24 protein-coding genes, 1 tRNA gene and 1 riboswitch are annotated in these 20,172 nt (G+C 72.0%); of the genes, 18 read left to right on the forward strand and 7 right to left on the reverse strand.

Translation table 11 applies throughout. From position 1 onward, the window contains the following. The first annotated feature begins 23 nt into the window (after positions 1-23). From ACF1BN_RS04245 to ACF1BN_RS04270, 6 genes are all read left to right on the forward strand, one after another. Complete coding sequence (locus ACF1BN_RS04245) at positions 24-998, forward strand: ABC transporter substrate-binding protein (RefSeq protein ID WP_392330051.1); 975 nt, start codon at positions 24-26, stop codon at positions 996-998. Next, the gene (locus tag ACF1BN_RS04250; protein WP_392330052.1) at positions 995-2,056 is read left to right on the forward strand and encodes a FecCD family ABC transporter permease; all 1,062 of its coding nucleotides are present in this window, start codon (positions 995-997) and stop codon (positions 2,054-2,056) included. Before ACF1BN_RS04245 ends, ACF1BN_RS04250 begins: the two co-directional genes overlap by 4 nt. After that, complete coding sequence (locus tag ACF1BN_RS04255) at positions 2,053-2,850, forward strand: ABC transporter ATP-binding protein (RefSeq protein ID WP_392330053.1); 798 nt, start codon at positions 2,053-2,055, stop codon at positions 2,848-2,850. Before ACF1BN_RS04250 ends, ACF1BN_RS04255 begins: the two co-directional genes overlap by 4 nt. A gap of 44 nt (positions 2,851-2,894) precedes the next feature. Continuing rightward, on the forward strand, positions 2,895-3,011 hold the full coding sequence (locus tag ACF1BN_RS04260; protein ID WP_360312067.1) for a putative leader peptide: 117 nt from the start codon (positions 2,895-2,897) through the stop codon (positions 3,009-3,011). A 93-nt stretch (positions 3,012-3,104) separates the two neighbouring features. Further along, positions 3,105-3,383, forward strand: a complete 279-nt coding sequence (locus ACF1BN_RS04265; protein ID WP_376602743.1) for a MoaD/ThiS family protein — start codon at positions 3,105-3,107, stop codon at positions 3,381-3,383. A 5-nt stretch (positions 3,384-3,388) separates the two neighbouring features. Continuing rightward, positions 3,389-4,339: a PLP-dependent cysteine synthase family protein gene (locus tag ACF1BN_RS04270; protein ID WP_392330054.1), complete on the forward strand. Its 951-nt coding sequence runs from the start codon at positions 3,389-3,391 to the stop codon at positions 4,337-4,339. A 13-nt stretch (positions 4,340-4,352) separates the two neighbouring features. Here ACF1BN_RS04270 and ACF1BN_RS04275 read toward each other — a convergent pair whose 3' ends face one another. After that, positions 4,353-4,835, reverse strand: coding sequence for a type II toxin-antitoxin system PemK/MazF family toxin (locus ACF1BN_RS04275; RefSeq protein WP_392330055.1), 483 nt, complete (start codon positions 4,833-4,835; stop codon positions 4,353-4,355). 206 nt (positions 4,836-5,041) lie between these two features. On the opposite strand from ACF1BN_RS04275, the gene ACF1BN_RS04280 reads away from it, so the two are divergent. Continuing rightward, positions 5,042-5,794, forward strand: coding sequence for an MBL fold metallo-hydrolase (locus tag ACF1BN_RS04280; RefSeq protein WP_392330056.1), 753 nt, complete (start codon positions 5,042-5,044; stop codon positions 5,792-5,794). Positions 5,795-5,888: 94 nt separating this feature from the next. Here ACF1BN_RS04280 and ACF1BN_RS04285 read toward each other — a convergent pair whose 3' ends face one another. Together ACF1BN_RS04285 and ACF1BN_RS04290 are read right to left on the reverse strand one after the other, a co-directional pair. Next, a complete protein-coding gene (locus ACF1BN_RS04285; RefSeq protein ID WP_392330057.1) occupies positions 5,889-7,142 on the reverse strand; it encodes a PTS transporter subunit EIIC in 1,254 nt (417 codons plus the stop codon). 267 nt (positions 7,143-7,409) lie between these two features. Continuing rightward, entirely contained in the window at positions 7,410-8,708 is a 1,299-nt protein-coding gene (locus ACF1BN_RS04290; protein ID WP_392330058.1) for a PTS transporter subunit EIIC, read from the reverse strand. Between the two features lie 237 nt (positions 8,709-8,945). Between ACF1BN_RS04290 and ACF1BN_RS04295 the strand changes: the two genes are divergently transcribed. From ACF1BN_RS04295 to rdgB, 4 genes are all read left to right on the forward strand, one after another. After that, complete coding sequence (locus ACF1BN_RS04295; protein ID WP_376602738.1) at positions 8,946-9,179, forward strand: glucose PTS transporter subunit EIIB; 234 nt, start codon at positions 8,946-8,948, stop codon at positions 9,177-9,179. A 130-nt stretch (positions 9,180-9,309) separates the two neighbouring features. After that, a complete protein-coding gene (rph, locus tag ACF1BN_RS04300) occupies positions 9,310-10,041 on the forward strand; it encodes a ribonuclease PH (protein ID WP_392330059.1) in 732 nt (243 codons plus the stop codon). A 137-nt stretch (positions 10,042-10,178) separates the two neighbouring features. After that, positions 10,179-10,568, forward strand: coding sequence for a hypothetical protein (locus tag ACF1BN_RS04305; protein WP_392330060.1), 390 nt, complete (start codon positions 10,179-10,181; stop codon positions 10,566-10,568). Positions 10,569-10,576: 8 nt separating this feature from the next. Beyond that, a complete protein-coding gene (rdgB, locus tag ACF1BN_RS04310) occupies positions 10,577-11,185 on the forward strand; it encodes an RdgB/HAM1 family non-canonical purine NTP pyrophosphatase (RefSeq protein WP_392330061.1) in 609 nt (202 codons plus the stop codon). Between the two features lie 3 nt (positions 11,186-11,188). Here the strand turns inward: rdgB and ACF1BN_RS04315 are convergent. After that, positions 11,189-11,272: transfer RNA gene (locus tag ACF1BN_RS04315), tRNA-Leu, on the reverse strand. A gap of 69 nt (positions 11,273-11,341) precedes the next feature. Beyond that, positions 11,342-11,809, reverse strand: a complete 468-nt coding sequence (gene bcp / locus ACF1BN_RS04320; RefSeq protein ID WP_392330062.1) for a thioredoxin-dependent thiol peroxidase — start codon at positions 11,807-11,809, stop codon at positions 11,342-11,344. A gap of 126 nt (positions 11,810-11,935) precedes the next feature. On the opposite strand from bcp, the gene ACF1BN_RS04325 reads away from it, so the two are divergent. From ACF1BN_RS04325 to ACF1BN_RS04335, 3 genes are all read left to right on the forward strand, one after another. Then, positions 11,936-12,256, forward strand: coding sequence for a DUF3618 domain-containing protein (locus ACF1BN_RS04325; protein ID WP_392330063.1), 321 nt, complete (start codon positions 11,936-11,938; stop codon positions 12,254-12,256). A gap of 22 nt (positions 12,257-12,278) precedes the next feature. Next, the gene (locus ACF1BN_RS04330; protein ID WP_189847369.1) at positions 12,279-12,614 is read left to right on the forward strand and encodes a co-chaperone GroES; all 336 of its coding nucleotides are present in this window, start codon (positions 12,279-12,281) and stop codon (positions 12,612-12,614) included. 60 nt (positions 12,615-12,674) lie between these two features. Then, positions 12,675-12,744: riboswitch (guanidine-III (ykkC-III) riboswitch) on the forward strand. Between the two features lie 30 nt (positions 12,745-12,774). Beyond that, positions 12,775-13,095: a DMT family transporter gene (locus ACF1BN_RS04335; RefSeq protein ID WP_387273711.1), complete on the forward strand. Its 321-nt coding sequence runs from the start codon at positions 12,775-12,777 to the stop codon at positions 13,093-13,095. Here ACF1BN_RS04335 and ACF1BN_RS04340 read toward each other — a convergent pair. Beyond that, positions 13,073-15,319, reverse strand: coding sequence for a transglycosylase domain-containing protein (locus tag ACF1BN_RS04340; RefSeq protein ID WP_392330064.1), 2,247 nt, complete (start codon positions 15,317-15,319; stop codon positions 13,073-13,075). The genes ACF1BN_RS04335 and ACF1BN_RS04340 overlap by 23 nt on opposite strands. Positions 15,320-15,689: 370 nt before the next feature. Between ACF1BN_RS04340 and ACF1BN_RS04345 the strand changes: the two genes are divergently transcribed. From ACF1BN_RS04345 to ACF1BN_RS04360, 4 genes are all read left to right on the forward strand, one after another. Next, complete coding sequence (locus ACF1BN_RS04345) at positions 15,690-16,493, forward strand: ABC transporter permease (RefSeq protein WP_392330474.1); 804 nt, start codon at positions 15,690-15,692, stop codon at positions 16,491-16,493. A gap of 94 nt (positions 16,494-16,587) precedes the next feature. Next, positions 16,588-17,370, forward strand: coding sequence for an ABC transporter permease (locus ACF1BN_RS04350; protein ID WP_392330475.1), 783 nt, complete (start codon positions 16,588-16,590; stop codon positions 17,368-17,370). Positions 17,371-17,412: 42 nt separating this feature from the next. Continuing rightward, on the forward strand, positions 17,413-18,393 hold the full coding sequence (locus ACF1BN_RS04355; protein WP_392330476.1) for an ATP-binding cassette domain-containing protein: 981 nt from the start codon (positions 17,413-17,415) through the stop codon (positions 18,391-18,393). A gap of 36 nt (positions 18,394-18,429) precedes the next feature. Next, positions 18,430-19,698 (forward strand): DUF445 domain-containing protein, encoded by a 1,269-nt coding sequence (locus ACF1BN_RS04360; RefSeq protein WP_392330065.1) that lies wholly within the window; start codon positions 18,430-18,432, stop codon positions 19,696-19,698. 150 nt (positions 19,699-19,848) lie between these two features. Here the strand turns inward: ACF1BN_RS04360 and ACF1BN_RS04365 are convergent, their stop codons facing one another. Beyond that, on the reverse strand, positions 19,849-20,151 hold the full coding sequence (locus ACF1BN_RS04365) for a hypothetical protein (protein WP_392330066.1): 303 nt from the start codon (positions 20,149-20,151) through the stop codon (positions 19,849-19,851). Positions 20,152-20,172: the final 21 nt, after the last annotated feature.

A 20,172-nucleotide genomic window follows, 5' to 3' on the forward strand; every position in this document is an offset into this window, starting at 1 on the left:
ATCCCCGGAGGAGGCCCTTCGCCATGACCAGGCGCCCCCGGCTGCTCGCCGCCACCGCCCTGCTGCCCCTGCTCGCCGCCTGCGCCGGCCCCGCGAGCAGCGAGGACGCCGCGAAGCCCGCCCCCGGCTTCCCGTACACCGTCACCAACTGCGGCGAGACCACCACCTTCCAGGCCCCGCCGAAGCGCGCGGTCACCATGAACCAGCACGTCACCGAGATCCTCCTCGCCCTCGGCCTGGAGAAGTCCCTCGCCGGCACCGCCTACCTCGACGACGCGATCCTCCCCGCCTACAAGCGGGCGTACGACTCCGTCCCCGTGCTGTCGAAGGAGTACCCCTCCAAGGAGGCGCTGCTCGCCGCGAACCCCGACTTCGTCTACGGCGGTTACGCCTCCGCCTTCGACGCCAAGGACGGCCGCGGCCGCGACGACCTGGGCAGGGCCGGCATCACCACCCGCCTCAACAGCGAGTCCTGCCCCGCCGGCACCCCCTCCGTCGACGACCTCTACCGCGAGGTCACCGAGGTCGGCCGCACCTTCGGCGTCCCCGACCGGGCCGAGAAGTGGAACAAGGAGGCCCGCGCCACCGTCGCCGCCACCGAGAAGCGCCTCGGCGACCTCGACCCCGTCTCCGTCTTCGTCTACGACAGCGGCGACAAGACCGCCTTCACCGCCGGCGGCAAGGGCATCGGCAACGAGCTCATCAGCCGGGCCGGCGGCCGCAACGTCTTCGCCGACCTCCCCAAGGCCTTCGGCGACGCCGCCTGGGAGCAGGTCGTCGCCCGCAAGCCCGAGGTCATCGTCATCTACGACTACGGCTCCACCACCGTCGAGCAGAAGAAGAAGCGCCTCCTCGACGACCCCGCCCTCAAGGACGTCCCCGCGGTCAAGAACCGCCGCTTCGCCGTCCTCCCGCTCTCCGACACCGTCCTCGGCGTCCGCGTCCCGGCCGCCGTCGACAAGCTCGCCGCCCAGCTCCACCCGGCCGCCGGCCGATGACCGCCGTCGCCGCCGCCCCGGCCCCTCCGGCGGCGGCGACGCCCGGCCGGGGCCGGTACGCCCTCGTCGTCGCCGGGCTGCTCGCCGCCCTCGCCGCCGCCGTGCTCGGCTCCCTCGCGCTCGGCTCCGTACGGATCCCGCCCGGCCAGGTGCTCGAAGCCCTCACCGGGAACGCGGCCCCCTCCCCGTACCGCACCATCGTGCTCGACGTCCGGCTGCCCCGGGTGGTCCTCGGGATCGTGGTCGGCGCCGGGCTCGCGGTCGTCGGGACCGTCCTCCAGGCCCTCGTCCGCAACCGGCTCGCCGACCCCTTCCTGCTCGGGATCTCCTCCGGGGCCTCCACCGGCGCCGTCCTCGTCCTGGTCCTCGGCATCGGCGGCGGGCTCACCACCACCCTCGCCCTGCCCGCCGGGGCCTTCGCCGGCTCCCTCGTCGCCCTCGTCCTCGTCTACGCGCTGGCCCGCCGCGGCTCCACCATGACCGGCCCCCGGCTCGTCCTCGCCGGCGTCGCCGTCTCGTACATCCTCACCGCCCTCACCACCCTCGTCCTGGTCGCCGCCGCCCGCCCCGAGCACTTCCAGGAAGCCCTCTACTGGTCCTTCGGCGGCCTCGGCTCCGCCCGCTGGGACACCCTCGTGCTGCCCACCGTCGTCCTGATCCTCGGCACCGGCGTCCTGCTCGCCCTCGCCCGCCCGCTCGACCTGCTCCTCACCGGCGACGAGGGCGCCACCGTCCTCGGCCTCGACACCGGCCGCTTCCGCGCCGCCGTCTTCCTCCTCGCCTCCCTCGTCACCGCCGTGATGGTCGCCGCCAGCGGCGCCGTCGGCTTCATCGGCCTGATGGTCCCGCACGCCGCCCGCCTCCTCGTCGGAGCGCCGCACCGCCGGCTGCTGCCCGTCGCCGCGCTCGGCGGCGCCGTCGCCCTCGTCGTCGCCGACCTCGGCGCCCGCACCGTCGCCGCCCCCCAGGACATCCCCGTCGGCGTCCTCACCGCCCTCACCGGCGGCCCGCTCTTCCTCTGGCTGATGCGCCGACGTCCCGAAGGAGCCGCCCTGTGACCGGACTGCGCATCGAGGGCCTCTCGTACGAGCACCGGCTCCGCGACGCCCACCTCACCGCCCGCCCCGGCGAGACCGTCGGCCTCATCGGCCCCAACGGCAGCGGCAAGACCACCCTCCTGCGCTGCGTCTACGGCACCCTCGCCCCCACCGCGGGCCGCGCCCTGCTCGACGGCGCCGACCTGCGCGCCCTCGGCCCCAAGGCCCGCGCCCGCCGGGTGGCCACCGTCCCGCAGGACACCACCCTCGAATTCGAGGTCACCGTCCGCGAACTCGTCACCCTCGGCCGCTCCCCGCACAAGCGGTTCTGGGAGGGCGACACCGCCGACGACGCCGCCCGCACCGACGCCGCCCTCGCCCGCGTCGGCCTCACCGCGCTCGCCGACCGCGCCTACCCGACGCTCTCCGGCGGCGAGCGCCAGCGCGCCCTGGTCGCCCGCGCTCTCGTCCAGGAGCCCCGGCTCCTCGTCCTCGACGAACCGACGAACCACCTCGACATCCGCCACCAGATGGACGTCCTCGCCCTCGTCCGCACCCTGGGCACCACCAACCTCCTGGCGCTCCACGACCTCAACCTCGCCGCCGCCCACTGCGACCGGATCTACGTCCTCGAAGCCGGCCGGGTGGTCACCGGCGGAACCCCCGAGGAGGTCCTCACCCCCGAACTCCTCGCGGCCGTCTACGGTGTGGAAGCCGAGGTCGTCCCGCACCCCAGGACCGGCACCCCGACCGTCCTCTACATGCCCAGCCAGGCGGTCGGTCCGGCCCTCGGTCAGAAAACATCCAGCATCTGAGATCACATTCCGAAACCCGGACCGGGAATCGATACGATGACCGCATGGTTTCCCACGACGTGAGCGAAGAGACTCCGGGCAGCACCCTGCTCGTGGCACGCCTGCACGTCGACCTGTGCCGCCTCGCCAGCGCGATCTGTCCGTCCCGCGCTGCGCTCTGAGCGACCGGCCGAGCGCACCTCACGCACGACCCCCCTCCGCGCGGGGGCCCCAGCAGCGCGCCCACCACGTCACTTCCGACAGGAGCCCACGCCATGGCCATCGAGGTCCGCATCCCGACCATCCTCCGCACCTACACCGACGGCGAGAAGGCCGTCGCGGGCAGCGGCGCGACCCTCGCCGAGCTCTTCGCCGACCTGGAGACCCGCCACGCGGGCATCGAGGCCCGCATCGTGGACGGCGGCAAGCTCCGCCGCTTCGTCAACGTCTACCTGAACGACGAGGACGTCCGCTTCCTCGACGGCATCGACACCAAGCTGGCCGACGGCGACAGCGTCACGATCCTGCCGGCCGTCGCCGGCGGCATGGTCTGATCCACATGCGCTACGACTCCTCGCTGGCGGCGGTCGGCAACACGCCGCTCGTCCGCCTCCCCCGGCTCTCGCCCTCGGACGACGTCCGGATCTGGGCGAAGCTGGAGGACCGCAACCCGACCGGCTCGGTCAAGGACCGCCCCGCGCTCCACATGATCGAGCAGGCGGAGAAGGACGGCCGCCTCACCCCCGGCTGCACCATCCTGGAGCCGACCAGCGGCAACACCGGCATCTCGCTCGCCATGGCCGCCAGGCTCAAGGGCTACCGCATCGTCTGCGTCATGCCCGAGAACACCAGCGAGGAGCGCCGGCAGCTGCTCACCATGTGGGGCGCGGAGATCATCTCGTCCCCCGCGGCCGGCGGCTCGAACACGGCGGTGCGCGTCGCCAAGGAGCTCGCCGCCGAGAACCCGGCCTGGGTGATGCTCTACCAGTACGGCAACCCGCACAACGCGGGCGCCCACTACGCCACCACGGGCCCGGAGATCCTCGCCGACCTGCCGTCGATCACCCACTTCGTGGCCGGCCTCGGCACCACCGGCACCCTGATGGGCGTCGGCCGGTACCTCCGGGAGCACAAGCCCGACGTCAAGATCGTCGCCGCCGAGCCGCGCTACGACGACCTCGTCTACGGGCTCCGCAACCTCGACGAGGGCTTCGTCCCGGAGCTGTACGACGCCTCCGTCCTCACCACCCGCTTCTCCGTCGGCTCCGCCGACGCCGTCACCCGCACCCGCGAACTCCTCCAGCAGGAGGGCATCTTCGCGGGCGTCTCCACCGGCGCGGCCCTCCACGCGGCCATCGGCGTCGGCAACAAGGCCCTCAAGGCCGGCGAGACCGCCGACATCGCCTTCCTCGTGGCCGACGGCGGCTGGAAGTACCTGTCCACCGGCCTCTACACGGCCGCCACGACCGAAGAGGCGATCGCGGCCGTCCAGGGCCAGCTCTGGGCGTAGCCCCGCGCCGCCGCTAGTGCGCGAGATGGCGGACCTGGTCCCACACGACCGGGTCCGCCTCCCCGACCCTCCGCCGGAAGTCGCCCACCGGCACGTCCCGCAACTCGTCGGTCTCCAGGAAGCTCGGCCGCCCCCGCGCGTCACCCACCGCCCCGGGCGGCAGCGCGATCACCCCGGCCCGCTCGTCGTGGTACCTGCTGGTGATCTTCGCGACCAGCGCACGCTCCCCGCGCACCGACAGCACCAGACACGGCCGGTCCTTCGACCCCGGGCCGTCCTCGAAGGGCACCTCCGCCCACCAGATCTCCCCGGCCCGCGGCGCCCGCGCCCCCTTCCCGCGCCCCGCCGGCCGGCCCGGCGGACGGGTCCGCCCCGGAGGCCGCGTCCGCCCCGAGGGCCGCGTCGGACCCTGCGCCCGGGTCCACCGACCGGCGACCGCCACCACCAGCGCGATCACCACGACCGCGACCAGCGCGGGCCACCACGACGTGTCCATACCCCATGACGTTACCGGCGCCCGGGTCACCGCGCCGCCGCGCCCCGCCGTCCATCCGAACCGGTGACAGAGCCCGTGAGTTGCCCCACAACGGGACGCCACGAAGGAGCGACCGGCCCCTGTGCGCCTTACGCTCGTCTGACCGCACGGCCTCCCCCTCCCCTTTGCGTGCCTGACCGCACCCGTCCACGGAGGTTCACGCTCCTATGAAGCTCACCGTCGTCGGCTGCTCCGGGTCGTTCCCGTCCGCGGAATCGGCCTGTTCGAGCTACCTCGTCGAGGCCGACGGCTTCCGGCTGCTCCTCGACATGGGCAACGGCGCCCTCGGCGAGCTGCAGCGCCACATCGGCCTGTACGACCTGGACGCGATCTTCCTCAGCCACCTCCACGCGGACCACTGCATCGACATGTGCGGCTATTTCGTCGCCCGCTACTACCGGCACGAGGGGGGCCGCTGCGACGCGCTCCCCGTGTACGCCCCCGAGGGCGCCGAGCAGCGCCTGACCACGGCGTACGCCGACACCCCCTCGCCGAGCTCGATGAGCGAGGTCTTCGACTTCCGCACCCTGGGGTCGCGCACCTTCGAGCTGGGCCCGTTCACGATCCGCACCGAGAAGGTGTGCCATCCGGTGGAGGCGTACGGCATCCGGGTCGAGCACGGCGGCCGGTCGCTGGCCTACTCCGGCGACACCGGTGTCTGCGACGCCCTGCACGACCTCGCCGACGGGGTGGACCTCTTCCTCTGCGAGGCGTCCTTCACCCACGGCAAGGAGGACATCCCGGAGCTCCACCTCAACGGCCGGGAGGCCGGCGCCCACGCGACCCGGGCCCGGGTGGGCCGCCTCGTCCTCACCCACATCCCCCCGTGGACGGACGGCGAGCGGAACCTGGCGGACGCCCGCGCGGTGTACGAGGGCCCGGCGGAGCTGGCGAAGGCGGGCGCGGTCTACGAGGTCTGAGCACCGGCACGGACACGCGCGGACGTACGGACACGGGGAAGGCCCCGGAACCCTTCGGGGGTTCCGGGGCCTTCGCCTCGTACGGGGGAGGGGCTCACGCCTTGGTGAGGTCCTCGATCTCCTCCTCGGGCTCGCGGCCCGGGGTGGTGAGGTTGAACTTGGTGATCGCGAAGCGGAAGACCACGTAGTAGATCGCCGCGAAGACGAGACCGATCGGGATGATCAGCCACGGCTTGGTCGCCAGGTTCCAGTTGAGCAGGTAGTCGATGCCGCCGGCCGAGAAGGTGAAGCCGGCGTGGACCCCGAAGGCCCAGGTGACGGCCATCGAGACGGCGGTCAGGACCGCGTGCACCGCGTACAGGACCGGCGCGATGAACATGAACGTGAACTCGATCGGCTCGGTGATGCCGGTGACGAAGGAGGTCAGCGCGAGGGAGACCATCATGCCCATCACGGCCTTGCGACGCTCGGGGCGGGCGGCGTGCGCGATGGCGATGGCGGCGGCCGGGAGGCCGAACATCATGATCGGGAAGAAGCCCGACATGAAGATTCCGGCGCTCGGGTCACCGGCGAAGAAGCGGTTGAGGTCACCGTGGACGACCTTGCCGGCGGCGTCGGTGAAGTCACCGATCTGGAACCAGGAGACGGTGTTCACGAACTGGTGCATGCCGACCGGGATCAGCGCGCGGTTGATGAGGCCGAAGAGGCCGGCACCGGCGGCGCCGAGGCCCGTCATCCACTCGCCGAAGCTGGAGATGCCGTTGCCGATGGGCTCCCAGATCAGGCCGAAGACGACGCCGACGAGGGTGCCGACGAAGGCCATGATGATCGGGACGAGACGGCGGCCGTTGAAGAAGCCGAGCCAGTCGACCAGCTTGGTGCGGTGGTACTTCTGCCAGATGACCGCGGAGATCAGACCCATGAGGATGCCGCCGAGGACACCCGGGTTGTTGTACTTCGCGGCGATGTCCTCGCCGGGCTGGATGACGGCCTCGGCGACCGGGAACGCCTTCAGCACGTTGCTGTAGACCAGGAAGCCGACCAGGGCGGCCAGGGCGGTGGAGCCGTCCGCCTTCTTGGCGAAGCCGATGGCGACGCCGATGCAGAAGAGCAGGGGCAGGTTGTCGAAGACCGCGCCACCGGCAGTGGCGAAGACCGACGCGACCTTGTCCCAGCCGAGCCCGTCCTTACCGAAGACGTCAGGCTGGCCGAGACGGAGCAAGATACCCGCGGCCGGCAGCACGGCGATCGGCAGCTGCAGGCTGCGACCGACCTTCTGCAGGCCCTGGAACAGGCCGGATCCGCGCTTCTTCGCGGGAGCGGCGGCCTGGGCGGTGGCCGTACTCATCAACTTCCTCCAGTAGGCAAGGCGCCGCCAGAGGACAGTGAAAAGGGGGTGACGGCGGCGTCTCGGGAACGCGGTGGTCTGGACCGCGTGGTCTACACCAATGAGTGGTGTAGACCAGTTGTAGCACGTGAGACTTAGATAAGGAACCTGCGAATTTTTCTCCGCCGGGCATAGTGATGAACGCGTGACCAAAGGCCCCAGGACCGCGAGGTCCTGGGGCCTTTGCGCACCTCCGCCCAGGGTCCGAAAGCCCCGGAACGGACGGTTCTACTTCGTGTTGTCCCGCTCCATCTCCTCCTGCACCTCCTCGGGCTCGCGGCCCGGGGTGGGGAGGTTGAACCTGGTGATCGCGAAGCGGAAGATCACGTAGTACACGACCGCGAAGGCGAGACCGATCGGGATGATCAGCCACGGCTTGGTCGCCAGGTTCCAGTTGATGACGTAGTCGATCAGACCCGCCGAGAAGCTGAAGCCGTCCTTCACGCCCAGCGCCCACGTCACGCCCATCGACACACCCGTCAGCACCGCGTGGATGGCGTACAGCACCGGGGCGATGAAGAGGAACGAGTACTCCAGCGGCTCCGTGATGCCCGTGACGAACGAGGTCAGCGCCACCGACAGCATCAGACCGCCGACCTCCTTGCGGCGGTTCGGGCGCGCGCAGTGGGTGATCGCCAGGGCCGCGGCCGGCAGGGCGAACATCATGATCGGGAAGAAGCCCGTCAGGAACTGGCCCGCCTCCGGGTCGCCCGCGAGGAACATGCTGATGTCACCGTGGACCACCGTGCCGTCCGGCTTCGTGTACGAACCGAACTGGAACCAGATGGGCACGTTCAGGAACTGGTGCAGGCCGATCACGAGCAGCGCGCGGTTCGCCACGCCGAAGATGCCCGAACCCCAGGCCCCGAGCCCGACCAGCCAGTCGCTGAAGCTCTCCAGGGCGTCGCCGATCGGCGGCCAGATCCACAGGCAGAGCGCGGCGAAGAGGATGCCGACGAAGGACATGATGATCGGGACGAGCCGGCGGCCGTTGAAGAAGCCCAGCCAGTCGACCAGCTTGGTGCGGTGGTACCGCTGCCACAGATAGGCGGTCAGCAGGCCCATGATGATGCCGCCGAAGACACCCGGGTTCTGGTACGTGTACCCCGCGAAGGAGTCGTCCGCGCCGAGGCAGCCGCCGCCGATGTCCGCCGTCCCCGTCGGGCAGTCCTTCGGGAACTGGCGGAGCACCGTGTAGTAGACGAGGAAGCCGACCACCGCGGCGAGGGCGGTCGAGCCGTCCGACTTCTTCGCCATGCCGATCGCGACACCGATGCAGAACAGCAGCGGCAGGCCGAGGCTGCCGTCGAGCAGCGCGCCGCCCGCGCCGGCCATCACCTTGGCGACGTTGTCCCAGCCGAGACCGTCGGCGCCGAAGACGTCCGGCTGGCCGAGCCGGTTGATGATGCCCGCGGCGGGGAGCACGGCGATGGGGAGCTGGAGGCTGCGGCCCATCTTCTGCAGGCCCTGGAAGAAACCTCCCCACGAGATCCTCTTCCGGCCCGCTGCTGCGCTGTCCGTACTCATCGGCGACCTCCCTGTCCCGGAACATCCCGGGGCCGCGTCTCGTTGCACACTGGTGTAGACCACTTGCGGTAGGCTCCGGGAGCCCGCTGAGGGCAAGCCGCCGGTGATCGTCATCATTCGGCAGAACGGCGGCATGCGCTCGCGAAGTTGGGCCAACCGTGGGTTACCGTGACGAAGCGGACCGTCGGTGCGCCGAGATTCGCGTGTCCCGCGAACAGAACGGACAGGGAGAAAGACATGGCCAGCAAGGCTGAGAAGATCGTCGCCGGCCTCGGCGGCATCGACAACATCGAAGAGGTCGAGGGCTGCATCACCCGCCTGCGCACCGAGGTCAAGGACGCCGGACTCGTCGACGAAGCCGCGCTCAAGGCCGCCGGCGCCCACGGCGTCGTGAAGATGGGCACCGCCATCCAGGTCGTCATCGGCACCGACGCGGACCCGATCGCCGCCGAGATCGAAGACCTGATGTGAGCAGCTGACACCAGCTGACGAGGGCCCGTTCCGGCAGGGGAACGGGCCCTCGTGCGTACCCGGCCACCGGACCCCCGCGCGAACCCGGCGACCGGCCGGGACTCCGTACGGATGGGGCTAGGCTCGTCCCATGTCTCGCATCGACGGCCGTACCCCCGAACAGCTCCGCCCCGTCACCATCGAACGCGGCTGGAGCAAGCACGCCGAGGGCTCCGTCCTCGTCTCCTTCGGCGACACCAAGGTCTTCTGCACCGCCTCCGTCACCGAAGGCGTCCCCCGCTGGCGCAAGGGCAGCGGCGAGGGCTGGGTCACCGGCGAGTACTCCATGCTCCCCCGCTCCACCAACACCCGGGGCGACCGCGAGTCCGTCCGCGGCAAGATCGGCGGCCGCACCCACGAGATCTCACGGCTCATCGGCCGCTCCCTCCGCGCCGTCATCGACTACAAGGCGCTCGGCGAGAACACCATCGTCCTCGACTGCGACGTCCTCCAGGCCGACGGCGGCACCCGCACCGCCGCCATCACCGGCGCCTACGTCGCCCTCGCCGACGCCGTCGCCTGGGCCCAGGGCAAGAAGCTGGTCAAGGCCGGCCGCAAGCCGCTGACCGGCACCGTCTCCGCCGTCTCCGTCGGCATCGTCGGCGGCGTCCCCCTCCTCGACCTCTGCTACGAGGAGGACGTCCGCGCCGACACCGACATGAACGTCGTCTGCACCGGCGACGGACGCTTCGTCGAGGTCCAGGGCACCGCCGAGGCCGAGCCCTTCGACCGCGCCGAGCTCAACGCCCTCCTCGACCTCGCCGCCGCCGGCTGCGCCGACCTGGCCGACCTCCAGCGCAAGGCGCTCGACGCCACGCTCTGAGCACACCACTGAGGGAGATCCCCTAGGGGAAACCCCTGAGCAACTGCCCTCCCCGGGGGTGCGTCCTTTACGGCGAAGGGCACACGGCCGTACCGTGCGCCCCGTCGACACGTACGCAACCCGGGGAGGACCCGAAAGTGAAGCGCCGCCGCACCATAACGCTCGCCGTCGCCACGGCGGCAGCCGTGACGACCTTCGCCCTGACCGGCTGCGACGCCATCGACAAGGCGATGGACTGCGTCACGACCGCCGACGCCATCGCCACCTCGGTGGGCAAGCTCCAGGACGCCGTGTCCAACGCCTCCAACGACGTCACGCAGATCGAGGAGTCCCTCAACTCCATCTCCACGGAGCTGGGCGACCTCAAGAACACGACGGACAACGCCGATCTGTCCAAGGCCGTCGAGGACCTCAACAAGGGCGTCGAGACCGTCCGCGACGCGGTGAAGAACGGCGACGCCACCCCCGACATCACCCCGATCACCAGCGCCGCGACCGAGCTGGGGAAGGTCTGCAGCCCGGGATAATCGGGGGCATGACCCGACAGCGCCTGATCCTCGCCACCCGCAACGCGGGCAAGATCACCGAACTCCACGCGATCCTCGCCGACGCGGGCCTCGACCTCGACCTCGTCGGCGCGGACGCGTACCCGGACATCCCCGACGTCAAGGAGACGGGCGTCACCTTCGCGGAGAACGCCCTCCTCAAGGCCCACGCCCTCGCCCGGGCGACGGGCCTGCCGGCCGTGGCCGACGACTCCGGCCTCTGCGTCGACGTCCTGAACGGCGCCCCCGGCATCTTCTCGGCGCGCTGGTCCGGCACCCACGGCGACGACAAGGCCAATCTGGACCTGCTCCTGGCCCAGCTCTCCGACATCGCGGACGAGCACCGCGCGGCCCACTTCGCCTGCGCGGCGGCCCTGGCCCTGCCCGACGGCACGGAGCGCGTGGTGGAGGGCCGGATGGAGGGAACCCTCCGCCACCGGCCGGTCGGCACCAACGGCTTCGGCTACGACCCGATCCTCCAGCCCACCGGCCACGAGGTGACCTGCGCGGAACTGACCCCGGCGCAGAAGAACGCCATCAGCCACCGGGGCAAGGCGTTCAGAGAGCTGGCCCCGGTGGTCCGGGAGCTGCTGGGCTGAGAGTGCGGCCGGGGGGACTCGAACCCCCACGGGTGTTAACCCACTGGGACCTAAACCCAGCGTGACTGCCAATTCCACCACGGCCGCCCGTGTGCGCCCGGCCATGCTATCGGCCGGGCGCACCGCCCAGAAGGGCGTGGCGCGGACAACCGCGCCTCAGACGCCCAGGTCGCGGATGATCTTGGCGACGTGGCCGGTGGCCTTGACGTTGTAGAAGGCGTGCGCGACCTTGCCGTCCTCGTCGACGACGACCGTGGAGCGGATGACGCCCGTGACGACCTTGCCGTAGAGCTTCTTCTCGCCGAAGGCGCCGTAGGACTCCAGGACCTCCTTGGACGGGTCGCCGACCAGGGTGACCTTCAGGTTCTCCTTCTCGCGGAACTTCGCGAGCTTCTCCGGCTTGTCGGGGGAGACGCCGATGACGTCGTAGCCCGCGGCGGCCAGGACGTCGAGGTTGTCGGTGAAGTCGCACGCCTGCTTGGTGCAGCCCGGGGTGAGGGCGGCGGGGTAGAAGTAGACGATGACCTTGCGGCCCTTGTGGTCCGCGAGGGAGACCTCGTTGCCGTCCGCGTCGGGCAGGGTGAAGGCGGGGGCGGTGTCGCCGGGCTGCAGTCGCTCGCTCATGGCTTGCTCTCCTCGGGAATGTTCGCGTACGCGATGAGAGCCTAATGGGGGTCGGGGACAGCCTCCCGGCGACGGAACTGACAGACTGTCCATCAACGACCGGATCACGACTACGGAGGCAGCGCGGTGTCGGACGCCAGGACCCCTGCGCAGATCGAGGCGGACATCGTCCGCCGGCGCGACCAGCTCGCCGTCACGCTCGACGAGATCGGCATTCGGGTGCATCCGAAGACGATCATCGGGGACGCCAAGGCCAAGGTGGCCTCGACCGTGGACGAGACCGCCGGACGGGCGTTCGTCGCCGTCAACCGGGTCGTCTCCGACGTGAAGGCACGTTTCACCGACGAGGACGGCGCCCCGCGCCTGGAGCGCGTCGTCCCGGTGGCCCTCGTGGCCGTCGCGGTCGTCGGGCTGCTGCTGACGTCCTCCCGGCGGCACAAGGGCTGAGCCCGGCCGGTAGGTTCGTCACGTGAGCGAGAACACGCACGACAAGCTGCCCATCCGGATGCTCCACGACCGGGTCCTGGTCCGCACCGACACCCCGGAGGGGGAGCGGCGCTCCGGCGGCGGGATCCTCATCCCGGCGACCGCCGCGGTCGGCCGGCGCCTGGCGTGGGCCGAGGTGGTCGCGGTCGGACAGAACGTCCGGACCGTCGAGATCGGCGACCGCGTGCTGTACGACCCCGAGGACCGGGCCGAGGTGGAGGTGCGGGGCGTCGCCTACGTACTGATGCGGGAGCGGGATCTGCACGCGGTGGCGGCCGACCGCTTCCAGAGCGCGGACTCGACGGGTCTGTACCTGTAGCTCTCCGGCACGCGCGGAGACCCGCGAAGGCCCTGGTGACCGGTGTCACCAGGGCCTTCGCCCGTTCCTTGCTAGGCTGGGGGGACCCCGACGAGACGCGCCGTACCGGGTAGGGCAAAGACGACGCACTCCTGTTGTTCCGTCTCGCGGAGGTGTCGTCATGGCCTGGGTTCTTCTGATCGTCGCGGGTCTGCTCGAGGTCGGCTGGTCGATCGGGATGAAGTACACCGAGGGCTTCACCCGTCTGTGGCCCAGCGTCTTCACCGGCGCCGGGATCGTCGCCTCGATGCTGCTGCTGTCGCAGGCCGCCAAGACCCTCCCCATCGGTACCGCCTACGGCGTCTGGGTCGGCATCGGCGCGGCCGGTGCGGCGGTGCTCGGCATGGTGGTGCTGGGCGAGCCGGCGACCGCCGCCCGGATCTTCTTCGTCGTCCTGCTGCTCGTCGCGGTGGTCGGCCTCAAGGCGACCTCCGGGCACTGAGGCACCGGCGAGCCCGCCACGGTCCGGGAGGGACGGCCCGGCGCTCGCGCCTCCCCGGCCTGGCCGGCTTCGCTCCGGGCCCCGCCTCGCCCGCCCCGTACCGGCCCTCGTCGTCCTCCTCGCCGTCTTCCCTGTCGTCGTCCCCGCCGTCCTCCGGCCCGTCCGGGACCGGGGGTACCTCGGGGAGGCCGGCGCCCGGCATCAGGTGCAGGTCGAAGTCGCGTACGGGGGCGTCCGCGAGGGCCTCGCGGGTGAAGCGGGCCCAGATCTCGGCCGGCGGGCCGCCGCCGTTGACCCGGGGGAGGCCCAGGGCGCCGTAGAGGGGCTCCTGACGGCCGGTCTCCGGGTCCTGGCCCATCAGGGCGACGACGGTGGCGAGTTCGGGGGTGTAGCCGGCGAACCAGGCCGCCTTGTCGTCCTCCGCCGTGCCGGTCTTGCCGGCCGCCGGGCGTCCGGCGGCCAGCGCGGCCGTTCCCGTACCGGCCTCGACGACGCTCCGCAGCACGGCGGTCGTGGTGTCGGCGGCCTCCCGTCCGACCGCCTGCCGGGGCTCCGCGGAGGGCAGCGGCAGCGGCTCCCCGTCGCGGCTGATCGCGGCGACCAGGGTGTGGTCGCCGCGCCGGCCGTGCGCCGCGAGCGTCGCGTACGCCTGCGCCATGTCGAGGACGCTCGCGGTGGCCGGTCCGAGGGCGATGGAGGGGGAGGCGGTGAGGTCGGGGGTGGTGCCCGGCAGGCCCAGCGCGACGGCGGTGCGGCGCACGTGCGCGGGGCCGACGTCGACGGCCATCTGGGCGTAGACGGCGTTCACGGAGAGGTCGGTGGCGGTGCCGACCGGGATCTCGCCGTAGCTCTCGCCGTCCTCGTTGGCGGGGTCGTACGGGGCGCCGGTCCAGCCCACGACGGGGCGTCGGTCGGTGCCGTCGTAGAGCGTGTACGGGGTGATCGGCTCGCCGTACTGGGTCCGCGCGCCGCTCTGCACGGCGGCGGTGAGGACGAAGGGCTTGAAGGTGGAGCCGACCTGGTAGTCGCGGCGGGTCGCGTTGTTGACGTACTGCTCGGTGTAGTCGACGCCGCCGTAGAGGGCGACGACGCGGCCGGTGGCCGGCTCGACGGCGGCGGCTCCGGCGCGCACGTACCGGTCGGTGGGGTGCGTGGCCGGGTCGAGGCGGTGGGTGACGCGGCCCTCGACGGCCCGGACGAGCGCGGCCTGGCGGTCGGGGTCGAGGGTGGTGACGATCCGGAAGCCGCCGCCCGCGAGGGTCTTCTCGTCCACGATCCCGCGGCCGGTCAGGTACTCCTCGACGGCCTGCACGACGTAGCCGCGCTGTCCGGAGAGGCCGTCGGCCGGGCGGGCGGTCCGCGGGTCGGGGAAGCGGAGCGCGGCGCGCTCGCCGGGGGTGAGCCAGCCCTCGCCGACCATGCCGTCGAGGACGTAGGCCCAGCGGGCGAGGACGGCGGGGCGGTTCTCGGGGTGGGTGGTGACGTCGTAGGCGCTGGGGGCCTTGAGGAGGGCGGCGAGGTAGGCGCCCTCGGCCGGGGTGAGGCGTTCGACGTCCTTGCCGTAGTAGGCGTGGGCGGCGGCCTGGACGCCGTACGCGTTGCGGCCGAAGTAGCTGGTGTTGAGGTAGCCCTGGAGGATCTCGTCCTTGGTCTTCTCGCGCTCCAGCTTGATCGCGATGAAGAACTCCTTGGCCTTGCGGGTGAGCGTCTGCTCCTGCCCCAGGTAGTAGTTCTTGACGTACTGCTGGGTGATGGTGGAGCCGGACTGGCGGCCCTTGCCGGTGACGGTGTTCCAGGCCGCGCGGACCATGGCCTTGGGGTCGACCGCGCGCGAGGTGTGGAAGTCGCGGTCCTCCGCGGCGAGGACGGCCTGCCGGACGGGGAGCGGGATCCGGTCGAGGCGGACGTTCTCGCGGTTGACCTCGCCGTCACGCGCGAGGACGGTGCCGTCGCGGTAGAGGTACAGGTTGGACTGGGCGAGGGCGGCGGCGTTGGCGGCCGGGATGGACACCAGCAGGTACCCGGCGACGAAGGCTCCGGCGAGCAGCACTCCGCCGAGGAGGAACAGTCCGACGGCGGCGCGCAGCAGGCGGCGGGGGAGCGGGGCCCTGGGGCGCCGGCGGGCGTCGGCGCGGGGCGGGGGTGCGGGGAGGGTGGGGTCCCTGGGCTCCCAGCCCGGATCCGGAGGTGGCGCGGCGGAGGAGGAACGCACGGAAGGGGACATGGCATCACATAGTGCACACAAAGCGGGCAAAACTCCCGAAGGTGGTGGGTGACCGTCGAGAAATAGCCGGGAAAGGTGCGGGGGCGGGGGGCCGGGAGGGCCGCCGCGGAGGTGCCCGGGTGAGTCCGGGGGCGGGGTCCGGGAGGGTGTGGGGAGCGGCTCGGGGGCGGGCCCGGGAAGGCGTGGGGAGCGGTTCGGGCGGGCCCGGGAAAGCGGGAGGAGCGGTCCGGGCGGGCCCGGGAAGGCAGGGGGAGCGGTCCGGGGGATCGCGTACGGCCGCCGGGAAAACCGCTCGCCGCGGTGTGTCCCGGACCACTAGGGTCGTGCGCTTCGTCCGTTTTCCGCATGCCCTTCGAAGGGAAGCACCATGCTGCGGCTGTACGCGACCGTGGCCGCGGGCGGCTTCCGGCGGTACTCCACCTACCGGGTGGCGACGCTGGCGGGCCTCTTCACCAACACGGTCTTCGGTTTCGTCTTCTCGTACACCTACATCGCGCTGTGGGCCGAACGCCCCCAGCTCGGTGGCTACTCCATGTCCGACGCCCTCGCCTACGTATGGATCGGGCAGGCCCTCCTCACCGTCTGCGGCCTCATGGGAGGCGGCTTCGAGGAGGAGCTGATCGAACGCATCAGGACCGGCGACATCGCCGTCGACCTCTACCGGCCCGCCGACCTCCAGGGCTGGTGGTGCGCGGCCAACGCGGGCCGATCCGCGTACCAGTTGCTCGGTCGCGGCGCGGGCCCCCTCGTCATCGGCGCGCTCGCCTTCGGGTTCACCCTTCCGGACGGTCCCGCCGGCTGGGCCGCCTTCCTGCTCGCCGTGGCCCTCGGCTCGCTCGTCTCCTTCGCGCTCTGGTACCTCGTCGCGATGAGCGCGTTCTGGCTGCTCGACGGCCAGGGCGTGGTCCAGGTCGCCTGGCTGACCGGCCTCTTCTTCTCCGGGATGCTCCTCCCGCTCAACGTCTTCCCCGGCGCGCTCGGCGAGATCGCCCGCGCCCTGCCGTGGGCCGCCCTGCTCCAGGTCCCGGCCGACGTCTACCTCGGCCGCTACGAGGGCGGCGCGGGCCTCCTGCGCGCGTACGGCTTCCAGCTCGGCTGGCTCGCGCTGCTCCTGACCGCGGGCCGCGCGGCCCAGGCGGCGGCGACCCGGAAGGTGGTGGTCCAGGGTGGCTGAGTCACTGCTGACCAGGGAGTTCCCGCACGACACGGCCTTCGGTACTCCGACCGGCCCCGGGGGCCGCGCCGGCGACGCCCTGCGCACGTACCGGATGGTCGCCGGCATGTGGATCCGCTCCACCATGACCTACCGCGCCTCCTTCGCCCTGACCCTCGTGACCTCCTTCTGCGTCACCTTCTTCGACTTCGTCGTCATCCTGCTGATGTTCGGGCAGGTCCGGGGGCTCGGCGGCTTCTCCTTCGCCGAGGTCGCCTTCCTGTACGGCACCACCGGCACCGCCTTCGGGATCGCCGACCTCACCCTGGGCTCGCTCCAGCGGATGGGGCGCCGGATCCGGGACGGTTCGCTCGACGTGTTCCTGCTGCGTCCGGCGCCGCTGCTCGCGCAGGTCGCGGCGGACAAGTTCGCCCTGCGCCGGCTCGGCCGGGTGCTCCAGGGGCTGATGGTGCTCGTGTGGAGCCTGGTGCTGCTGCGCGACGAGGTCGCCTGGTCCTGGGCGAAGGCGCTGATGGTCCCCGGGATGGTGGCCTGCGGGGCGGTGATCTTCATGGCGGTGATGGTGCTGGGCGCCTCGGCGATCTTCTGGCTCCAGGACGGGGCCGAGGTCACCAACTCCTTCACGTACGGCGGCAACACGCTGCTCCAGTACCCGCCCACGATCTTCGCGCAGGACCTCGTGAAGGGCGTGGTGTTCGTGATCCCGCTGGCCTTCGTGAACTGGCTGCCCGCCCTGTACGTCCTCGGCCGCCCCGCCCCCGCCGGAGTACCGTCCTGGACGGCCTTCGCCTCCCCGCTCGTCGCCCTCGCCTGCTGCGGTGTCGCGGGCCTGGCGTGGCGGGCGGGCGTCCGTTCCTACCGATCGACAGGAAGCTGACCGCGCATGTCCACCACGTCACCCACGACCCTCGCGCCGGGCATGCCCCTCATCGCACTCGACGGCCTGGAGAAGACCTTCACCGTCCGCCGCAGAGCGGGCCTGCTGCGCCGGGAGCGGCGGGAGGTCCGTGCCGTCGACGGCATCTCGTTCACCGTGGACCGCGGCGAGATGGTCGGCTACATCGGCCCGAACGGCGCGGGGAAGTCCACCACCATCAAGATGCTCACCGGCATCCTCACCCCCAGCGGCGGCCGCCTCCGCGTCGCCGGCATCGACCCCGCCCGGGACCGCACCCGCCTGGCCCGCCGCATCGGCGTCGTCTTCGGCCAGCGCACCACCCTCTGGTGGGACCTGCCGCTGCGCGACTCGTACCGGCTCACCCACCGCATGTACCGGATCCCCGACGACCGCTACCGCGAGAACCTGGCGCGGTGCGTCGAGCTCCTCGACCTCGGCGACCTCCTCGACGTGCCCGTGCGCCAGCTCTCCCTCGGCCAGCGGATGCGCGGCGACATCGCCGCCGCCCTCCTCCACGACCCGGAGGTGCTCTACCTGGACGAGCCGACCATCGGCCTCGACGTCGTCTCGAAGTCCCGGGTCCGCTCCTTCCTCCGCGAGCTCAACGCGGAGCGCGGCACCACCGTCCTCCTCACCACCCACGACCTCACCGACATCGAACAGCTCTGCTCACGGGTGATGGTCATCGACCACGGACGGCTGATGTACGACGGCGACCTCGCCGGTCTGCACGAGGCCGGCGACGGCGAACGGCTGCTCGTGGTCGACCTCGCGCGCGAGCTGCCGCCGATCGACTCCGTGCCCGGCGCCCGCTTCGTACGGGCCGACGGGCCCCGCCAGTACCTCGCCTTCCCCGCCTCCGCCTCCGCCGCCCCGCTGGTGGCCGCGGTCGCGGAGTCGTACCCGCTGGTGGACCTCTCGGTGCGGGAACCGGACATCGAGTCCGTGATCGCGAAGATGTACGGGGGAACTCGCGAGGATCGCCGGGAGTCCCTGATGTAGGCCCTTCACCGAGGCGGGCAGGGAGGTCGGGCTGACATGGTGGGATTCTCGTACACGGCGGCGGACGAGGAGAAGAGCAGAGGCGTCCGCAGGATGAAGGCCCTGGCGACAGGGCTCCTCGCGCTGGTCGCGGCGGTCTACGCCCTCGCGACCTGGGCGAAGAGCGCGGGAGCCGGCCCCTGGGCGGGGTACGTGGCCGCGGCGGCCGAGGCCGGCATGGTCGGCGCGCTCGCGGACTGGTTCGCCGTCACGGCCCTCTTCCGGCACCCGCTCGGCCTCCCCATCCCGCACACCGCGATCATCCCGACGAAGAAGGACCAGCTCGGGGCCTCGCTCGGCTCCTTCGTCGGCGAGAACTTCCTCTCCGCGGACGTCGTACGGGGCCGGCTGCGCGCCCTCGGCGTGGCCCGGCGCCTGGGCGCCTGGCTGGCGGAACCCGCCCACGCGGACCGGGTGACGGCCGAGGCGGCGACGGCCCTGCGCGGCGCGCTGACCGTGCTGCGGGACGCGGACGTGCAGGCCGTGGTCGGCGAGGCGATCACCCGCCGCGCCGACCAGGCCGAGGTCGCCCCCGGCCTCGGCAAGACCCTGGACCGCATGGTCACGGAGGGCGCCCACCACCGGGCGGTCGATCTCGTCTGCGCCCGCGCCCACGACTGGCTCGTCACCCACGGCGACTCGGTGATGGACGCGGTCCAGGGCGGCGCGCCCGGCTGGACCCCCCGCTTCGTGGACCGCAAGGTCGGCGAGCGCGTCTACAAGGAGCTGCTCCGCTTCGTCACCGAGATGCGCGACATGCCCGCGCACCCCGCCCGGGGCGCCATCGACCGCTTCCTCACGGACTACGCGGGCGACCTCCAGTCCGACACGGAGACCCGCGCCCGCGTGGAACGCCTCAAGTCCGACCTCCTGGCCCGCCCGGAGATCCAGGACATCATCGCCTCCGCGTGGGCGTCGGTCCGCGCCCTGATCCTCGCGGCCGCCGAGGACGACCAGAGCCAGCTCCGCCTCCGCGCCCGCGCCTCCCTGATCTCCCTCGGCAAGCGCCTCGCCTCCGACCCCCGCCTCCAGGCGAAGGTCGACGGCTGGCTGGAGGCGGCCACGACGTACGTGGTCACCACCTACCGCGCCGAGATCACCTCCCTGATCACCGACACGGTCGCCGGCTGGGACGCCGACCAGACCTCGAAGAAGATCGAGGCCAACATCGGCCGCGACCTCCAGTTCATCCGCATCAACGGCACGGTGGTGGGCGCGCTGGCCGGCCTGACGATCTACACCATCAGCCACGCCTTGGGCGGCTGACGGCGACGCCGGCCCCGCGCTGGGCGGCTGACGGGGGTCGGCCACGTCCTGGGCGGCTGGCGGCGACGTCGGCCAGGCGCTGGGCGGCTGAGGGCGGCCCCGGCCCCGCGCCGGGCGGCTGACGGGGGTCGGGTACGGGCTCCGCCCCGCTCAGCCCTTGTCGCGGGTGACGGCCCACGCGGTGGCCGCCATCCCTCCGGCGACGGAGAACACCGCGGGCCAGGCCCCGACCTTCTTGGCCAGCGGATGCGACCCCCCGAACGCCGCCACATAGGCGGCCGACAGCCCCACGGCCACCTTCGCCCCGCCCACCCGCTGCCACTCCCGAGCCGCCACCCCACCAGCCACCGCCAGCACCACCCCACCGAGCGGCCGCTTCTTGGTCCACCGCGCGACGGCGTACCCGCCGACGAGTCCGGCGGCGGCCACGGCGGGAGAGGGGAGGGTGGGCATGGGGGCACCTCGTGTTCGGAT

It is taken from the genome of Streptomyces sp. NPDC014861, assembly GCF_043081625.1.
GTDB lineage: Bacteria > Actinomycetota > Actinomycetes > Streptomycetales > Streptomycetaceae > Streptomyces.